The 17,416-nt window shown below is 71.0% G+C and carries 14 protein-coding genes; 5 read left to right on the forward strand and 9 right to left on the reverse strand.

Features of this window, described 5'->3' with window-relative positions:
* Positions 1-46: 46 nt before the first annotated feature.
* Entirely contained in the window at positions 47-1,732 is a 1,686-nt protein-coding gene (locus ACZ4VI_RS15145) for a recombinase family protein (RefSeq protein WP_467999668.1), read from the reverse strand.
* 1,599 nt (positions 1,733-3,331) lie between these two features.
* Between ACZ4VI_RS15145 and ACZ4VI_RS15150 the strand changes: the two genes are divergently transcribed.
* A complete protein-coding gene (locus tag ACZ4VI_RS15150) occupies positions 3,332-4,087 on the forward strand; it encodes a bestrophin-like domain (protein WP_467999669.1) in 756 nt (251 codons plus the stop codon).
* Between the two features lie 30 nt (positions 4,088-4,117).
* A complete protein-coding gene (locus tag ACZ4VI_RS15155; protein ID WP_467999670.1) occupies positions 4,118-4,609 on the forward strand; it encodes an LURP-one-related/scramblase family protein in 492 nt (163 codons plus the stop codon).
* 37 nt (positions 4,610-4,646) lie between these two features.
* On the opposite strand, the gene ACZ4VI_RS15160 is transcribed toward ACZ4VI_RS15155, so the two are convergent.
* Positions 4,647-5,420, reverse strand: coding sequence for a carbon-nitrogen family hydrolase (locus tag ACZ4VI_RS15160; protein WP_467999671.1), 774 nt, complete (start codon positions 5,418-5,420; stop codon positions 4,647-4,649).
* Between the two features lie 179 nt (positions 5,421-5,599).
* On the opposite strand from ACZ4VI_RS15160, the gene ACZ4VI_RS15165 reads away from it, so the two are divergent.
* Positions 5,600-6,424: a maleylpyruvate isomerase family mycothiol-dependent enzyme gene (locus ACZ4VI_RS15165; RefSeq protein ID WP_467999672.1), complete on the forward strand. Its 825-nt coding sequence runs from the start codon at positions 5,600-5,602 to the stop codon at positions 6,422-6,424.
* Between the two features lie 18 nt (positions 6,425-6,442).
* On the opposite strand, the gene ACZ4VI_RS15170 is transcribed toward ACZ4VI_RS15165, so the two are convergent.
* The 4 genes from ACZ4VI_RS15170 to ACZ4VI_RS15185 all read right to left on the reverse strand — a co-directional run bounded on the left by ACZ4VI_RS15170 (position 6,443) and on the right by ACZ4VI_RS15185 (position 11,801).
* Positions 6,443-7,738, reverse strand: a complete 1,296-nt coding sequence (locus ACZ4VI_RS15170) for an MFS transporter (protein WP_467999673.1) — start codon at positions 7,736-7,738, stop codon at positions 6,443-6,445.
* The gene (locus ACZ4VI_RS15175; RefSeq protein WP_467999674.1) at positions 7,735-8,376 is read right to left on the reverse strand and encodes a GntR family transcriptional regulator; all 642 of its coding nucleotides are present in this window, start codon (positions 8,374-8,376) and stop codon (positions 7,735-7,737) included. The genes ACZ4VI_RS15170 and ACZ4VI_RS15175 overlap by 4 nt, the downstream gene beginning before the upstream one ends.
* 72 nt (positions 8,377-8,448) lie before the next feature.
* The gene (locus ACZ4VI_RS15180) at positions 8,449-11,262 is read right to left on the reverse strand and encodes a DUF7948 domain-containing protein (RefSeq protein WP_467999675.1); all 2,814 of its coding nucleotides are present in this window, start codon (positions 11,260-11,262) and stop codon (positions 8,449-8,451) included.
* Positions 11,263-11,408: 146 nt separating this feature from the next.
* A complete protein-coding gene (locus ACZ4VI_RS15185; RefSeq protein ID WP_467999676.1) occupies positions 11,409-11,801 on the reverse strand; it encodes a winged helix-turn-helix transcriptional regulator in 393 nt (130 codons plus the stop codon).
* A 99-nt stretch (positions 11,802-11,900) separates the two neighbouring features.
* On the opposite strand from ACZ4VI_RS15185, the gene ACZ4VI_RS15190 reads away from it, so the two are divergent.
* The gene (locus ACZ4VI_RS15190; RefSeq protein ID WP_467999677.1) at positions 11,901-12,746 is read left to right on the forward strand and encodes an NAD(P)H-binding protein; all 846 of its coding nucleotides are present in this window, start codon (positions 11,901-11,903) and stop codon (positions 12,744-12,746) included.
* A gap of 77 nt (positions 12,747-12,823) precedes the next feature.
* Here the strand turns inward: ACZ4VI_RS15190 and ACZ4VI_RS15195 are convergent, their stop codons facing one another.
* Genes ACZ4VI_RS15195 through pdhA form a run of 3 tightly spaced genes read right to left on the reverse strand, consistent with a single transcriptional unit; the run spans position 12,824 to position 16,372 of the window.
* Positions 12,824-14,176 (reverse strand): dihydrolipoamide acetyltransferase family protein, encoded by a 1,353-nt coding sequence (locus ACZ4VI_RS15195; RefSeq protein ID WP_467999974.1) that lies wholly within the window; start codon positions 14,174-14,176, stop codon positions 12,824-12,826.
* 31 nt (positions 14,177-14,207) lie between these two features.
* Positions 14,208-15,188 (reverse strand): alpha-ketoacid dehydrogenase subunit beta, encoded by a 981-nt coding sequence (locus tag ACZ4VI_RS15200; RefSeq protein ID WP_467999678.1) that lies wholly within the window; start codon positions 15,186-15,188, stop codon positions 14,208-14,210.
* A gap of 2 nt (positions 15,189-15,190) precedes the next feature.
* Positions 15,191-16,372: a pyruvate dehydrogenase (acetyl-transferring) E1 component subunit alpha gene (gene pdhA / locus ACZ4VI_RS15205; protein ID WP_467999679.1), complete on the reverse strand. Its 1,182-nt coding sequence runs from the start codon at positions 16,370-16,372 to the stop codon at positions 15,191-15,193.
* 335 nt (positions 16,373-16,707) lie between these two features.
* Here pdhA and ACZ4VI_RS15210 point away from each other — a divergent pair, with 335 nt between their 5' ends.
* Positions 16,708-17,367 (forward strand): response regulator, encoded by a 660-nt coding sequence (locus ACZ4VI_RS15210; RefSeq protein ID WP_467999680.1) that lies wholly within the window; start codon positions 16,708-16,710, stop codon positions 17,365-17,367.
* Positions 17,368-17,416: the final 49 nt, after the last annotated feature.

Raw genomic sequence — 17,416 nt, forward strand, 5'->3', positions numbered from 1 at the left:
GCGTCACGTCTGTCCGCTGCCGACGGCGGGGCGCTTGCCGTAGTTCTCAGGTGGCGGCGTCGGTGCCCGCCGGCTTCGCCCAATGGATCTGGATGCGTTGCTCCGGGACGATCCGCTGCCCGCGCACTCCCTTACTCACTTCAACCCGGTCGATGGCGAGCGACAACCGATCGCGCCGGTCTTCGTTCGCCGCGTCCGCCCACGCCTCGCGCAGGGTGAGGGCGTGGAGCATCGGTGACACGTCCACGGAGGGCATGGGGAGCCTGTGGAGATCGGTGCGAAGGCCCTCGATGCGGCCCCTCAGTCGCTCCGAAAGCCGGTTGTAGCGTTCCACGGCTGCAGGGCCATTGAACTCGCCGCGCACGTAGCGGGCGTCCTCCAAGTCAGCCAAGCGGGCTTCCTCGTCCTGGATCTCGGAAGTAAGCGCATCACGTCTCGCGAAGGTCTCCGGGTCCACGCGGTGCACCCAGCGATCCGCGATTGCGACAAGCAGCGGATCGTGCGGTTCGAGCCCCGGGAGCTTCGTGAGGAACTGTTCGGTCACGTAGTCGTCCACGGCCTCAGCCAGCGCCGAAGCGCCGATGCACTGGTTGCCCGCACGGCGAGCCATGCACTGATAGCTCCCGCCCACGCGGTGCATCCGGCGACCGCAGCCAGGAACCGCACAGTAGACGAGTCCGGTGAGCAGTGCAGTTCCCTCGGGCTTCGGTCGCCGCTTTCCCGCGTGCACGAACGTTCTGGATTCCAGCGTGCGGATGATCTGTTCACGCTCTCCGACCGTAATGATCCCCGCACCGATCTCGACCGTGTCGAGCGTCTCGGGATCTCGGTATGGAAAGACCCTGCCCGTGTACTTCCGCTCGCCGTCGTCCGTCTCAATGAACTCGGTCTCCGGCATCAGGCCGGCGAACGCCGGGGAGCGCAGGAGCTGCATGATGCTGGCCGCGTTCCACTGACCACCCCTGGGCGACTGGATCTCGTACTCGTTGAGGAGTCGGGCGATCTTGACCAACGAGGTTCCGGCGAGTGCTTCATCCGCGATCAGGCGGGCGTAGACGGCGTGGTCCGGGTCGTGGACGAGCTTCTTGGTCTTCGGGTCGATGAGCAGCCCGTACGGAGGCTGTCCGCCGATCCACTGGCCCTTGCTGCGTAGGTAGCGCTTGGCATGGCCGACGCGCGTACCGAGGTTCTTCGACTCGGACCGGGCGAGCTCAGCGAGCATGGCGACGACCATGCGCGCCGAGTCGTTCGATGTGTCGAGACCGTCCACGACCGAGACGAGACGGCCGCCGGCCTTCTCGATGTCGTCCAGCACCTTGCCCACCTGGCCGATGCCCTTGCGGGACAGGCGGTCCAGTTTCCAGACGATCAGCGTGCCGACGACGCCTGCCGTGACTGAAGCCAGCGCGGCGTCGAAGCCCTTGCGCTCAACGGTCTTGTAGCCGGAGCGCCCTCTGTCCATGTGGACCTTGCGGACGGTCAGTCCGTTGTGTTCGGCCCAGGCACGGCAGTCGGCTTCCTGCCGTTCGATTGCAGTCTTGCCGTCCCGGTCGAGGGACAGGCGGAGGTACAGGAGGGTGCCGCACAGAGGGGCGGGGCGGGACCGGGAGGGTGAAAGCGGGGGTGGGGAGGGGGAAGGGGGCGTGTCTTGCCGTTGGCATATGCCGAAGGTCTGGACAGCATGGGCGGAACGATCATCCGACTTTTCCGTCTCCTGGGTGCGAGGTGTCATGCGTCGTCGGCACGCCGGGCTGCCTCTCCTGGCGGCGGTCCTGTTTCTGCCCCTGTTTCTGCTTCCCGTCTCCGGTGCCCGGGCCGGCGGGACCGGGGAGGGGGCGCTGCGGGTCACCGTGACCGTCAACGCGCGCGGCGACAGCGAGGAGTGGCCCCCGGACGTGCGGGTGGGGGACCTGGTCGAGAAGCGGTACCGGCTGGTGAACAGCGGGGAGGCCGATCTGTACGGGATCCGGGTGAGCGAGCCGGGCGTGAGCGTGCGCTGCCCGGCCGGGCCGCTGGCCCCGCGCTCCTCCGCCGTGTGCACGGCCCGCTTCCGTGCGCGGGCCGGTCACCACGAGGGGACGGCGCGGGCGTTGGCGGAGGTCCCCTCGCTGCGGTTACGGCACACGGCCACCGCCTACTCCGGGTACACCGGGGTGGGCGGGGCACTGGAGCTGACGGAGACGGTACGGACACGGCCCCCTGGGACGGCGGTCGTGCAGTACACGGTCTCCAACCGGGGCAACCGGCCGGTCCACGCGATCCGCCTCACCGACGCCGCGCTCGGCCTGACGGAGGCGGGCATCGACTGCGCGGGGCGACGCGGCACCGTACCCGTCCTCGCACCCGGGGCCTCGGCCCGCTGCGCAGCCACCGTCCACCGCCCGCCGGGCACCCACCGCAGCACGGGCCACGCGTCGGGCAGCGACCGAGTCGCGACGGTGGGCGTTCGGGGGAATGTTGTGGGCCCGCCCCTGCTGACGGCGAACGCGTCGGCGTCGTTCACGCTCCGCGCCCCGGCCCCTCCGGGGGGAGCGCCTGGGCGTGCCCCGGGTGCTGCCGCCGGCGCTCCGGGGGTGGCAGGGGTGGCAGGGGCGCCTGGGGTGGCAGGGGTGCCAAGGTCGTACGTCATGCCCGTCGGACCACCGGTGGATACGCCCGGCGGGGCCGCCGGCGCTCCCGGAGCTCCCGGAGCCCCTGGCGCGGGTGCGGGAGCCGGTGCCGGCACGGCTGCCGGTACGGGCACGGGCACCGGCACCGCAGCCGGTACAGGTACGGCAGCCGGTACGAGTACGGGTGTCGGTACCGGCACCACCGGCAGCGGCACCGCAGCTGGCACGGACACCGGTACGGCTGCGGGAGCTGGCACGGGCACGGCTGCCGGCACGGGCGCGGGCACGGGCACGGCTGCCGGTACTGGCACGGGTACGGGTATGGGCACCGGCCCGGGCGCCGCCGCCGTACCCCCGCCCGTACCACCCGCGCCGCCGCCCCCTCCCGTCGCGCCCCCTCCCGTACCGCCCCCGCCCCCGCCCGGGGGGGGGGGGGGGGCCACCCCCCCCCCCCCCCCCCCCCCCCCTCCCCCCCCCCCCCCCCCCCCCCCCCCCCCCGCCCGGCGCCCCCCCCCCGGACACCCCTCCCGCCGTCCCTCCCGCCATCGCCGTCCCGCCGACCATCACCGACGACGAAGGGCTCCTCCCCCGTCTGCGCCGCCGCACCCGCGAACTCCCCGAGCTCGGCGTCGTCCTGACGCTCCTGCTGATCCTCATCCCCGCGGCGATCGCCGCCGCCCTCCTCGGCTCCCGCCAACGCTGACGACCACGGAAGAAAGACCATGGCCCTCCTGGAAACCCTCGTCGTCGTCCTCGGAGTCGCGCTCGCCGCCGCCCTCGCCGTGGTCGCCAAGACCAGGCTGTTCCCGGCCGCCGCGGACGAGGAGCCCCGCGAGGACGTCGCCGAGTTCATCGCGATGATGGTCTCGGTCCTCTACGCCGTCGTGCTCGGCCTGTGCCTGGTCTCGGTCTGGGACAACCGTTCCTCGGCCGCCGACCACGTCCAGGCCGAGGCGAGCGCCCTCCACCAGATGTACCTGCTCGCCGACGCCCTCCCCGCCGACCGCCGACAGCCCGTCCGCGACGCCGCCCACGCGTACGCGATCCATGTCGTCGACGTCGAGTGGCCCAGGATGGCCGAACGCGAACCCCTGGGCCAGGGAGGCTGGCAGCTCCTCGAACGGCTGCGCGCCGCGAGCGAGGCACACGACGAGGACCCGATCCCCGATCAGCTCCTCGCCCAGGAGGTGCTCGCCCAGCTCGGCTACGTCGACGACGCCCGGCGGGGCCGCGAGGCGGCGGCCCAGGAACGGCTGTCACCGGTCCTGTGGACGGGCCTGATCATCGGCGGCGCGCTGACCCTGGCCTTCATGTTCCTCTTCGGCATCAGGCGCAGCTTCACCCACATGGTGATGGTGATGGGCCTGGCCGGTTTCATCGCCTTCACGGTGCTGCTGATCCACCAGCTCGACGCCCCCTTCGGCGAGCTGCTCGGCGCCACCACCGAGCCCTTCACGCGCTACTTCGCGCCTGCGTGAACCGCCGTCCGTCGGGGAAGGCCTGACAGAATGAAATATCTCGTACGGGACAAAATCTTCGCCATCGGCGACGACTACTGGATCGAGGACGAGCACGGCCGCCACGCCTTTCTCGTCGACGGCAAGGCCCTGCGGCTGCGCGACACGCTGGAGCTGAAGGATCCCCACGGGCAGGTCCTGGTCACGCTGCGGCAGAAGATGTTCAGCCTGCGGGACGCGATGACCATCGAGCGCGACGACCGGCCGCTCGCCGCCATCCGCCGCAAACGGCTCTCGCTGCTCCGCAACCACTACCGGGTCACCCTCGTCGAGGGCACCGAACTGGACGTCAGCGGGCGGATTCTGGATCGGGAGTTCACCGTCGAGTACGACGGCGAACTCCTCGCCCACATCTCCCGGCAGTGGTTCCGCGTCCGGGACACGTACGCCGTGAACGTCGTCCGCGAGGACGCCGACTCCGCGCTGCTCATCGCCGTCGCGGTGTGCGTGATCCGGATGGCCGAGCGGGAGCGCGAGGGCTGAGACCAGGGCCGGGGCCAGGGCGATGCCTCCAAGGCCCTTACAGCACCCGGTCCTTCAGCGCCGGGAACTGTTCCCTCGTCGTCGTCACCTTCTCCGGGTCGAGGTCCACGCGCAGGATCTCCTCGCCCGGGCCCGCCTCCGCGAGGACCTCGCCCCACGGGTCCACCACGATCGAGTGCCCGGCCTGCTCCACGCCCGCGTGAGTGCCGGCCGTGCCGCAGGCCAGCATGTACGCCTGGTTCTCCACCGCCCGCGCCTGCGCGAGCAGCGTCCAGTGGGCGCGGCGCCGGGCCGGCCAGCCCGCCGGGACGACGAACGCCTGGGCGCCCGCGTCCACCAGGCCCCGGAACAGCTCCGGGAAGCGCAGGTCGTAGCAGGTCCCGACCCCCACCATCAGGTCCGGCAGGGCGAACGTCACCAGCTCGTCGCCCGCCGCCATCATCACGGCCTCGCCCTTGTCGAAGCCGAAGCGGTGGATCTTCCGGTAGCTGGCGGCGAGTTCGCCCTCCGGCGTGAAGACCAGGGAGGTGTTGTACAGGGCCCCGCCCGCCGCCTCGACGATCGAGCCGGCGTGCAGCCAGACCTCCGCGTCCCGGGCGGCCGCCGCCATCGCCTCGTACGTGGGGCCGTGCAGCGGTTCGGACTCCGCCGCGAAGGACTCGTACGCGAACGCCCCCATCGGCCACAGCTCCGGCAGGACGACGAGGTCCGCGGCGCCGCGCTCCGCCCGTACCAGCTCCGCCACCCGCGCACGGCGCGAAACGACCGATTCGTCCGGGTCTACTGCGATCTGGATCAGCGAGGCGCGCACACTACCACCGTCCTGGCATTCGAGCCGTCAACACGGGCCTACGATCGTCACACGAAAGCACTGCCGGGGTGCCTTCGGGCAGCGTAACTTAGCGTCCGAGCCTCCCACGCAGTCTTGTCTCCAGCCCGCCTGTCCGCTCGATCGCCAGCCCGTGCACCGCAGAACCGCCGAGGGGTCCCGTGACCGTCCATCCCAGCCTCCAGACCTACGCCGACGCCTGGACCCACTCCATCGAAGCGATAGCCGAGCTGGTGCAGCCGCTCGTGGAGGGCGAATGGAACCGCGCGACACCGTGCCCGGGCTGGTCGGTCCGCGACATCGTGTCCCATGTCATCGGCCTGGAGTGCGAGATGCTCGGCGATCCGCGGCCGATCCACTCGCTGCCCCGCGATCTCTACCACGTACGCAGTGAGTTCGCGCGCTACATGGAGATGCAGGTCGATGTGCGGCGGCACCACACCGGCCCCGAGATGACCTCGGAGCTGGAGTACGTCCTGATCCGCCGCGCCCGTCAGCTGCGCAACGAGAACCGGTCGCCCGACCGTCTGATCCGCGCCCCCCTCGGCGCCGAGCAGACCCTCGAACTGGCCTACCGGATGCGCGCCTTCGACGTCTGGGTCCACGAGCAGGACCTGCGGACCGCCCTCGGGAAGCCGGGCAACCTGGACTCCCCCGGCGCCCTGGTGGCCCGCGACAACCTGCTCGCCGCGCTGCCGAAGGTGGTCGCGAAGGACGCGGGCGCGCCGCCGAACTCGGCGATCGTGATGGACGTGCACGGCCCGGTGGAGTTCCTGCGGACGGTACGCGTGGACGCGGAGGGTCGCGGCACGGTCGACGGCGCTCCGTCGCTGGGGCCCGCCGTGACGCTGGCGCTCGACTGGGAGACGTACGTACGCCTCGCCTGCGGCCGGGTCCGTCATGGGGCGGTCGCCGACCGGATCAAGATCGAGGGCGACGCGGAGCTGGCTCAGGCCATTCTGGACAACTTCGCCGTCACGCCGTGAAGTCCGCGTGAGGTCCGTCTACGCCGGTACGTGAACGGCCTCGACGCGGCTCGCGACGAGGCGTTCCTTCTCCAGGCGTGCCGTACGGGACTTCAGGCGCAGGATCTGCACGACGCCCAGCGCCTCCAGGACGAAGACGGAGGAGAACGCGATCCGGTAGTCGTCTCCGGTCGCGTCGAGGAGGACGCCGACCGCGAGCAGCGTCGTCATCGAGGCCGTGAAACCACCCATGTTGACGATTCCCGAGGCCGTTCCCTGACGCTCCGGCGGGTTGGCGGGGCGGGCGAAGTCGAAGCCGATCATCGAGGCGGGCCCGCAGGCGCCGAGGACCGCGCAGAGGGTGATCAGCAGCCACATCGGGGCGCGGTCGCCGGGGTACGCGAGGGTGGCGCCCCACAGCAGCGCGGTCGCCGCGACCGTGCCGAGGGCGAGCGGGGCCCTGGCCGCGTGATGGCGGGCGATGATCTGCCCGAACGCGAGCCCCACCACCATGTTGGAGAGCACCACGAGCGTCAGCAGCTCGCCGGCTTCGCCCCGGGAGAGCCCCTGCGCCTCGACCAGGAACGGCAGCCCCCACAGCAGCAGGAACACCATGGCCGGGAACTGGGTGGTGAAGTGCACCCACATACCGAGCCGGGTGCCGGGCTCCCGCCAGGACTCGGCGATCTGCCGTCGGACGAACGCGGCGCCGGCGTGCGGGAAGGGCTGGGGCTCGTGGCCCTCGGGGTGGTCCTTGAGGAAGAGCAGCAGCAGGACGAGGACGAACGCACCGGCGACAGCGCTGCCCGCGAAGGCGGCGGTCCACCCGACGCCGTGCAGGAGCCGGGCGATGACGATCGTGGAAACGAGGTTTCCGGCCATGCCGACCAGGCCGGCGAGCTGGGCGATCAGCGGTCCGCGCCGGGCGGGGAACCAGCGGGTGCCGAGCCGCAGCACGCTGATGAAGGTCATCGCGTCGCCGCAGCCGAGCAGCGCGCGGGCGGCCAGCGCCATGCCGTACGAGGGGGAGAGCGCGAAGCCCAGCTGGCCGACGGTGAAGAGCACGACGCCGATGGTCAGCACCTTCTTGGTGCCGAGCCGGTCGACCATGAGGCCGACCGGTATCTGCATGCCGGCGTAGACCAGGAGCTGGAGTATGGAGAAGGTGGACAGCGCGGAGGCGTTGACGTCGAAGCGGTCGGCGGCGTCGAGTCCGGCGACGCCCAGCGACGTACGGAAGATGACGGCGACGAAGTAGACGGCGACGCCGACGCCCCAGACGAGGGCGGCGCGCCGTCCGCCGGGCGGGTCACCGGGCAGGGACCGTGTACTCACCGGTCCTCACCCCGGACCAGGACCTTCACCCAGCTGAGGTGCTGCCGCACGCAGTGGGCGGCGCCCTCGACGTCTCCGGCCTTGATGCGCTCCAGGATCTCGGCGTGCTCGGTGATGTTCTTGGCGATCCGGTCGGGCTGGGACTGCATGACGGCGACGCCCATCCGCAGCTGACGGTCGCGCAGCTGGTCGTAGAGGCGGGCGAGGATCTGGTTCCCGGCGTGCTTGACGATCTCGGCGTGGAAGCAGCGGTCGGTGACGGCGACCTCCGCGAGGTCCCCGGCCTCGGCCCGCCGCTTCTGCTCCTCCAGGAGCTCTTCGAGCCGCTCGACGAGCGCGGCGGACGCGGGGACGGCCCGGCGGACGGCGAACTCCTCGACGAGCAGCCGGGTCTCGACGACATCGGCGATCTCCTGCGCGGAGACGGCGAGGACGAGGGCGCCCTTCTTCGGATAGAGCTTGAGCAGCCCTTCCATCTCCAGCTTCAGCAGCGCCTCCCGCACGGGGGTCCGGGACACCCCGACGGCCTGGGCGAGTTCGCCCTCGGTGAGCAGCGTCCCTCCCTCGTAACGGCGGTCGAGGACGGCCTGCTTGACGTGCATGTAGACGCGGTCGGCTGCTGGGGGCGCTGATGGCATGCGCACAGCATAGATACAAGAGGGGTGCAACAGGAGGCCCCGTCCGCGATGCGGACGGGGCCCGTGGGTCGGTCAGGGGCAGCTCCGACCCGTGCTGGGGTTGACGCACACGTCGGTTCCGGGACCGCCGCTGTTGGTGTTCGTGCCGGGACCGCCGTCGAGCTGGTCGGCCCCGGTACCGCCCGACAGGTCGTCGTCGCCCTCACCGCCGCAGAGCCGGTCGTCGCCGCCCCGCCCGTTGATGATGTCGTTCCCGCCGCCGCCGATGATGACGTCCGGCCCGGCCGTGCCGGTGAGCCGGTCGTCCCCGTCGGTTCCGGTGAGCGTCGCCGGCTGCCCGAAGCACAGCGGGACGGGCGCGTTGACGGTGGTCGTCTCGGTGGCGGTGTTGTCGCCCGGGTTGGGGTCGGGCGTGGAGGTGGTCGCGGAGACGGTGTTGGTGAAGGTGCCGGCGGCCGTGGTGGTCGCCGTGATGGTCCGTACCTCGCCCTCGCCCGGCGGGATGTTGCCGACCGGGCAGGTCACCACACCTGAGGACTCCACGCAGCCGGGGCTCGCCGAGACGAAGTCGAACGACGCGGGGAGGGTGTCCTTCAGGGTCACCCCGACCGCGGTGGTGTCGGGCCCGTTGTTGATGACCGCGATGGCGTAGGTGACGTTGTCGCCGACCATGACCGGGTCGGAGTGGCTGTCGGCCTTCACCGTCAGCAGATCGGCCTGGATCGCCACCGCGCTCACCTTCGCGACGAAGGCGTCCCCACTGCCGTTGGCGGTGAGGTCGGGTCCTCCGGTGACCGGGAAGGTGGCCTCGGTGGAGGTGGTGGCGCCGACGACATGGGCGGCGCCGGCCGCGTCCACCGCGATGCCCCGTCCGGTGTCGAGGGCGCTTCCGCCGATGTAGCCCGCGTAGTGCAGGGCGGTGCCGTCGGGCAGCACCTTGGCGACGAACGCGTCATTCGTGCCCCCGTTGTACGTCAGGTCCGGGCCCACCGCCACGGGGAAGGTGGACTGGTTGGAGGTGGTCTCGCCGGTGACGAAGACCGAGCCGTCTGGGCCGAGGGCGACGGCCCCTGCGATGTCACTTCCGGTTCCGCCGATGAAGCCCGCGTACACCAGACCGGTCCCGTCCGGCTCCACCTTGGCCACGAAGGCGTCCGAACCGCCGTTGTGGGTGAGGTCGGGCCCCACCGTCTCGGGGAAGGTGTTCTGGTCGGAGAAGGTCTGCCCGGCGACATGGGCGGCGCCGGCCGCGTCCACCGCGATACCGAAGGCGGCGTCCGCCTGGTTTCCGCCGATGAAACCGGCGTAGACGAGGCCGGTTCCGGCAGGCTCGACCTTGGCGACGAAGGCGTCCACGCTGCCGAAGTTGAAGGAGAGGTCCGGGCCCACCGCCACCGGGAACCCGGAGAACGAGGCGCTGTGTCCCGCGAGGTACGCGGCACCGCTGCCGTCCACGGCGATGGCGTTCCCGTGGTCGTCCTGGCTTCCTCCCACATAGCCCGCGTACTCAAGCCCGGCACCGCCCGGGGCGACCTTGGCGACGAACGCGTCCGTGCCGCCGTTGTGGACGAGGTCCGGGCCCACGGTCTCCGGGAACGTCGCGGCGGTCGAGTCGGTGTCGCCGCCGACGTACGCGGCGCCGCTCGCGTCCACGGCGACACCGAACGCCACATCGTCCAGGGATCCGCCGATGTAGCCCGCGTACTCCAGCGCGGTGCCGCTCGGGGCGACCTTGGCGATGAAGGCGTCCTCGACTCCGTTGTGGGTGAGATCCGGGCCCACCGCCACCGGGAACGTCGCCTCGGTCGACCGGGTGACCCCGACGACGTACGCGGCGCCACTGCCGTCCACGGCCACAGCGCTCGCGCCGTCCCCGCCCGATCCGCCGATGTAGCCGGCGTAGACCAGGCTGCCGTCGGAGGCGACCTTGGCCACGAAGGCGTCCGAAGCGCCGCTAGCGCCGTTGTGCGTGAGGTCCGGGCCCACCGCCACCGGGAACGTCGCCTCGGTGGAACTGGCGCTGCCGGTGACATAGGCGGCGCCGGTGCCGTCCAGCGCGATCCCGATGGCCTGGTCGAACCCGTCGCCACCGATGAACCCGGAGTACACCAGGGTCGCCGGGTCGATCACGAGCGGCCGGCTCCGGTCGTACGAGCCGAGGTCGAAGCCGTACGTGAAAGCCCCCTCGGCCTTCGTCAGCCGGAAGGCGCTCTTCACGTCGGAGCGCCGCCCGCCGTCGCGGCCCGGTTGGTAGCTCACCGGGGCCTTGTCCGTGAACGAGTCCGCGCCGGTCTCGACACGGAGGTCGCCGGACTTCTCGACGCGCACGTCGGTGGGTCCGCGCCAGGCCATCCGGATACGGGACGGGTCGGCGCCCGGGTCCACCCGGAACTCGTACTTCAGGCTGCTTCCCGTCCCCGAGTAGACGAGGTCGATGCCTGGCCAGAGGTCGTTGTAGACCAGCCGTTCGTAGGTCCGCAGTCCGGTCTTCCATTCGTCTGGCGCGCCCTTGAAGTGGCTCACCCGGCTCGAGGCCGGGGCCTCGGCGACGGGCGTGGTCGGGGTGGCGCCGACGAAGTCGAGTGCGAGGTTCCAGCGTTGCTTCTCCCCGGCCAGGCCGTACCTGAGACCGGTGTCGGTGAACGCCACCGAGGTCTTGGAACCCTGCAGGGAGTACCGCACGGCGTCCGGCGCCTGTCCCCGGTTCTCGACGAAGCGGAGCGGCATCTCGGTCAGCGCGGCCTCGACGTCGGCCTTCTCCACCGCGGTGGGAACACCGCCGGAGGGCCTTGCGGGCTGCTCTATGGCCGCATCGGCCGCCACGGCTGTCATGTTTGCTGCCATCAGCCAAGCCAGCACGGCACCGACCGCGAGAATGCGGCGCATCGATCAGCCCTCTCTGCTCATCGTGTCCCCCTCTCGGGCTCCAGGAGACACCACGCGCAGGCCTCCGCCCGGCTTCGACCGCGCGCCACGGCGGAGAGGGCCCTCGAACGGCCGATCAGACAAGATGCCCGGCCTCCCGGGCCGCGTCAGTGGGTCGGGTCGGCGTCGTACTCCTGGCGGGCGCGGTCGACCTTCTCCAGGTTGTCGGCGGCCCACTCGGCGAGATGGGCGAAGAGCGGGGCGAGGCTGCGGCCGAGTTCGCTGATCTCGTACTCGACCCGGGGCGGGACTTCCGGGTGGTACGTACGGATGACCAGGCCGTCGCGCTCCAGCTGCCGCAGCCGCTGGGTGAGCACCTTCGGCGTGATCCGGTCGATCCGCCGCTCCAGCTCCACGAACCGCTGCCGGCCGTGGGTGTGGAGGCTCCACAGGATGGGCGTGGTCCACCGGCTGAAGACGATGTCCACCACGGGGGTGACCGGACAGGCGAGCTGCGGGTCGGTGGCGGCGGATGCCGTCCACGCCGTCTCGGCCGCCATGCATGCCCCCTGGGCATAGTCACTTTCCCCTAGGTACCTACTATACCGAGGCTGTTAGCGTCCCGACGTCAACCGAAGGCAATGACAGGGGAGTTGTCCATGCTCGTAGTGACGGGGGCGACGGGTAACGTCGGCCGATCGCTCGTACAGGTGCTCGCGGCGGCCGGGGAGCAGGTGACCGCGACGTCCCGGGGGATCTCGGACACGGACGTGCCGTCGGGCGTCCGGCACGTGCGGTCGGATCTGATCGACGCGGAGAGCCTGCGGCCGGTCCTCGACGGCGCCGAGTCGCTGTTCCTCCAGAACGGTGGCCCCAGCGCCCACCGGCTCAACCCGCACGACATCCTCGACGCGGCCAAGGCCGGGGGCATCCGGCGGGTCGTCCTGCTGTCCTCCCAGGGCGTCGCGACCCGCCCGGAGTCGGCCTCCCACGGGGACACGGGACGCACCATCGAGGAGGCGGTCCAGCAGTCGGGGCTCGCCTGGACGATCCTGCGCCCCGGCGGCTTCGCCTCCAACGCCTTCGCCTGGGCCGAATCGGTCCGTACGCGCAGGGAGATCGCCGCTCCGTTCGCCGACACCGGCCTCCCGGTCATCGACCCGGACGACATCGCCGAGGTCGCCGCCGTGACCTTGCGGGAGGACGGCCAGGACGGCCAGATCTACGAGCTGACCGGCCCCGCCCTCAGCACACCCCGCCAGCGGGCCGCAGCGATCGCCGACGCCCTCGGCGAGCCCGTGCGTTTCGTGGAGCAGACCCGGGACGAGGCCCGGGCGCAGATGCTGGGCTTCATGCCCGAGCCCGTGGTCGAGACGACCCTGACCATCCTCAGCGACCCGACCCCGGCCGAACAGCGCATCAGCCCCCACGTCGAGCAAGTCCTGGGCCGCGCACCCCGCACCTTCGCCGACTGGGCGCACCGTTACGTCGCCGCGTTCCGCTAGGGCCCTCCAGAAGAAGCGGAAACGCCCGACCGGGGAGCCCGGTCGGGCGTTTCACGTGAAACAGGACGCTTGGTCCATCAGGCCCAGGTGATGAGCCGCTTCGGCTGCTCCAGGATCGCGGCGACGTCCGCCAGGAACTTGGAGCCGAGTTCGCCGTCGACCAGGCGGTGGTCGAAGGAGAGGGCCAGCGTGGTGACCTGGCGGGGCTTCACCTTGCCCTTGTGGACCCAGGGCTGGAGCTTGATCGCGCCGACCGCGAGGATCGCGGACTCGCCCGGGTTCAGGATGGGCGTACCGGTGTCGACGCCGAAGACGCCCACGTTGGTGATGGTGAACGTGCCGCCCTGCATAGCCGCCGGGGTCGTCTTGCCCTCGCGGGCCGTGGCGACCAGTTCGCTCAGGGACTTCGACAGCTCCGGCAGGGTCTGGGCGTGCGCGTCCTTGATGTTCGGCACGATCAGACCGCGCGGGGTGGCCGCGGCGATGCCCAGGTTGACGTAGTGCTTGAGCACGATCTCCTGGTTCGCCTCGTCCCAGGCCGCGTTGATCTCCGGGTTGCGCTTGACGGCGACCAGGACGGCCTTGGCGATGAGGAGCAGCGGGTTGACCCGCAGGCCCGCCATGTCCTTGTCGGACTTGAGCTCCTCGACCAGCTTCATCGTGCGCGTGATGTCGAAGGTGATGAACTCGGTGACGTGCGGCGCGGTGAAGGCCGAGCCGACCATCGCCGCCGCCGTGGCCTTCCGTACACCCTTGATGGGGGTACGGGTCTCCCGGGTTTCCGCCGCCATGGCGGGGGCGGGTGCCTCCGCCACGGGGGCCGGGGCTTCGGCCACGGGAGCCGGGGCCGGGGCGGCCGCCCTGTGGACGTCCTCGCGGGTGATGATCCCGTCCGGGCCCGTCGGCGTGACCGTCGCCAGGTCCACACCCAGGTCCTTGGCCAGCTTCCGTACCGGCGGCTTGGCCAGCGGGCGGGTGGCGGTGGCCGTACCACCGGCACCGGCGTGCCCGTTGAGCTCGGCCTGGATCGCGGCGGCGGCCTGCGCGGGCAGGGCCGCGGCCTTGCGCGCGCGGCGCTTGGTCGAGCTCGCGGCCACGCCGTAGCCGACCAGGACCGGCTGACGGCCCTGCGGCTCGGGCTCCTCCGCCGCCGGGGTCTCGACGACCGCCGGGGCCGGGGCCTCCGCGGCCGGAGCCTCCGGAGCGGCGCCGCCCACGTTCACCGAGATGATCACCTGGCCGACGTCGACCGTCGTGCCCTCGGGGAAGAGCAGCTCGTGCACCGTGCCGTCGAAGGGGATCGGCAGCTCGACGGCCGCCTTCGCCGTCTCGACCTCGCACACGACCTGGCCGTCGGTGACCGTGTCACCGGGCTGGACGTACCACTTGAGGATCTCGGCCTCGGTGAGGCCCTCGCCCACGTCGGGCATCTTGAATTCGCGGATCGTCACGATGCTCTCCTCAGTACGCCAGCGAGCGGTCGACGGCGTCGAGCACGCGGTCCAGGCCCGGCAGGTACTCCTCCTCCAGGCGCGCCGGCGGATACGGCGCGTGGTAGCCGCCGACCCGCAGGACGGGGGCTTCCAGGTGGTAGAAGCAGCGCTCGGTGATGCGGGCGGCGATCTCCGCGCCGGAGCCGTAGAAGACCGGGGCCTCGTGGACCACGACCAGGCGGCGGGTCTTCTCGACCGAGGTCTGGAGGGTGTCGAAGTCGATCGGGGACATCGAGCGCAGGTCCAGGACCTCCACCGACTTACCCTCCTCCTGGGCGGCCGCGGCGGCCTCCAGGCAGACCTTCACCATCGGCCCGTACGCGGCGAGCGTGAGGTCACTGCCCTCGCGCGCCACGCGCGCCCTGTGCAGCTCGCCCGGGATGGCCTCGGTGTCGACCTCGCTCTTGTCCCAGTAGCGGCGCTTGGGCTCGAAGAAGATGACCGGGTCGTCGCTCTGGATGGCCTGCTGGAGCATCCAGTACGCGTCCGATGAGGTGGACGGCGAGACGATCTTGAGTCCGGCGACGTGCGCGAAGAGCGCCTCGGGGGACTCCGAGTGGTGCTCGACGGCGCCGATGCCACCGCCGTACGGGATCCGGATGACGACCGGCAGCTTGACCTTGCCGAGCGCACGGGCGTGCATCTTGGCGAGCTGCGTGACGATCTGGTCGTACGCGGGGAAGACGAAACCGTCGAACTGGATCTCCACGACGGGCCGGTAGCCGCGCAGGGCCAGGCCGATCGCGGTGCCGACGATGCCGGACTCGGCGAGCGGGGTGTCGATGACCCGGTCCTCGCCGAAGTCCTTCTGCAGACCGTCGGTGACGCGGAAGACACCGCCGAGCTTGCCGACGTCCTCGCCCATGATGAGGACCTTGGGGTCGGACTCGAGGGCCTTGCGGAGCGACTCGTTGAGCGCCTTGGCCAGGGGAAGCTTCTGTACGGCCATGGTTAGTTACCCTCCTCGGCGCCGGAGTCGGCGAAGGACGCCTGGTAGGCGGCGAACTGCGCGCGCTCCTCGTCGACGAGCGCGTGCCCGTCGGCGTAGACATTCTCGAAGATCGCCATGTGGTCCGGGTCGGGCATGGAACGGACGGCCTCGCGGACGCGCTTGCCGAGCGTCTCGCTCTCCGTCTCCAGCTCCTCGAAGAAGGCCGCGTCGGCGTGCCCCTCGCGCTCCAGGTACGCCTTGAGCCTCAGGATCGGGTCCTTCGCCTCCCAGGCCTCGCGCTCCTCGTCGGCGCGGTACTTGGTCGGGTCGTCGGAGGTGGTGTGAGCGCCCATGCGGTAGGTGAACGCCTCGACCAGGGTCGGGCCCTCGCCGCGGCGGGCGCGCTCGAGCGCCCAGCGGGTCACGGCCAGGCAGGCGAGGACGTCGTTGCCGTCGACGCGGACGCCGGGGAAGCCGAAGCCCTGCGCGCGCTGGTAGAGCGGGACGCGCATCTGCCTCTCGGTGGGCTCGGAGATCGCCCACTGGTTGTTCTGGCAGAAGAACACGACCGGGGCGTTGTAGACCGCGGAGAAGGTGAACGACTCGGCGACATCGCCCTGGCTGGACGCGCCGTCGCCGAAGTACGCGATCACGGCCGAGTCCGCGCCGTCCTTGGCGACGCCCATGGCGTAGCCGGCGGCGTGCAGGGTCTGCGAGCCGATGACGATCGTGTACAGGTGGAAGTTGTTGCTGTTCGGGTCCCAGCCACCGTGGTTCACACCGCGGAACATGCCCAGCAGATTTGCCGGGTCGACCCCGCGGCACCAGGCGACGCCGTGCTCCCGGTAGGTCGGGAAGACGTAGTCGTCATCGCGCAGCGCGCGGGCCGAGCCGATCTGGGCGGCCTCCTGGCCGAGCAGCGACGCCCACAGGCCCAGCTCGCCCTGGCGCTGCAGGGAGGTGGCCTCGGCGTCGAAGCGGCGCGTGAGGACCATGTCCCGGTACAGGCCGCGCAGCTCGTCGGCGCTCAGGTCGATGTCGTAATCGGGGTGCTGGACTCGCTCCCCTTCAGGCGTCAGCAGCTGAACGAGCTCGGGCTCCGAAGTCTGGGACTTCTTGGCGCCCGCGCTGGCGCTGGCGGTGCGCTTGGGGCCGCTGCTGCGGCGCGTCGTCTTGCGCGCGGCAGTGCTTTCCACGGTCACGTGCGTGCTCCTCCGTCGGTCCGGCCCCCGGGGTTGCCGGGAAAGGCCAGTGCGGCTCGCCTTGTCCGTACTCGCGCACGGGGTGGGTGCGACTCGGCCGGGGTCAGGCGTGACAGGTGCCCCGGCGAGCGCCCTGTCATAGGCACGTTACCCAGTGCGCTGCATTCCTGCGAAACCCTCTTTGACCTGCGATTTTGCTTGGATTTCCAAGTAAATCGAGGAAAAGGGAAACGCACCTGGTCAGCGCGGTGCAACGGCCTCGGCGCCGTCGGAACACGGGCACGGTATCCCGCCACCCCCGGGCACGGGAAGAGCCAATATGTGAGACTGCCCCCGTGCGCGAAGACGGAAAAATCCGGGTATTTCTGCTGGACGACCACGAAGTCGTCCGGCGTGGCGTCCACGAGCTGCTCTCCGTGGAGGACGACATCGAGGTGGTCGGAGAGGCGGGCACGGCGGCAGATGCCCTGGTCAGGATCCCCGCGACGCGGCCCGACGTGGCCGTGCTCGACGTCCGGCTGCCGGACGGCAGCGGCGTCGAGGTCTGCCGCGAGGTGCGCTCGCAGAACGAGAACATCAAGTGCCTCATGCTCACCTCGTACGCCGACGACGAGGCGCTCTTCGACGCGATCATGGCCGGGGCCTCGGGATATGTCCTCAAGGCCATCCGCGGGAACGAGCTCCTGTCGGCCGTACGGGACGTGGCGGCCGGCAAGTCCCTGCTCGACCCGGTCGCGACCGCACGCGTCCTGGAACGGCTGCGGGACGGAAACAGCCCCAAGGGTGACGACAGGCTCGCGAGTCTGACGGAGCAGGAGCGCAGGATCCTGGACCTGATCGGCGAGGGCCTGACCAACCGGGTCATCGGCGAGCGGCTCCATCTGGCGGAGAAGACCATCAAGAACTACGTCTCCAGCCTGCTGTCGAAGCTGGGCATGGAGCGCCGTTCGCAGGCCGCGGCGTACGTGGCCCGGATGCAGGCCGAGCGGCGCTGATTCGGGACCTACGTCCCGGACCGAGCGGGGCGGGCGCCCCTTTTCCGAC

It is taken from the genome of Streptomyces sp. NPDC029169 (genome assembly GCF_055563935.1).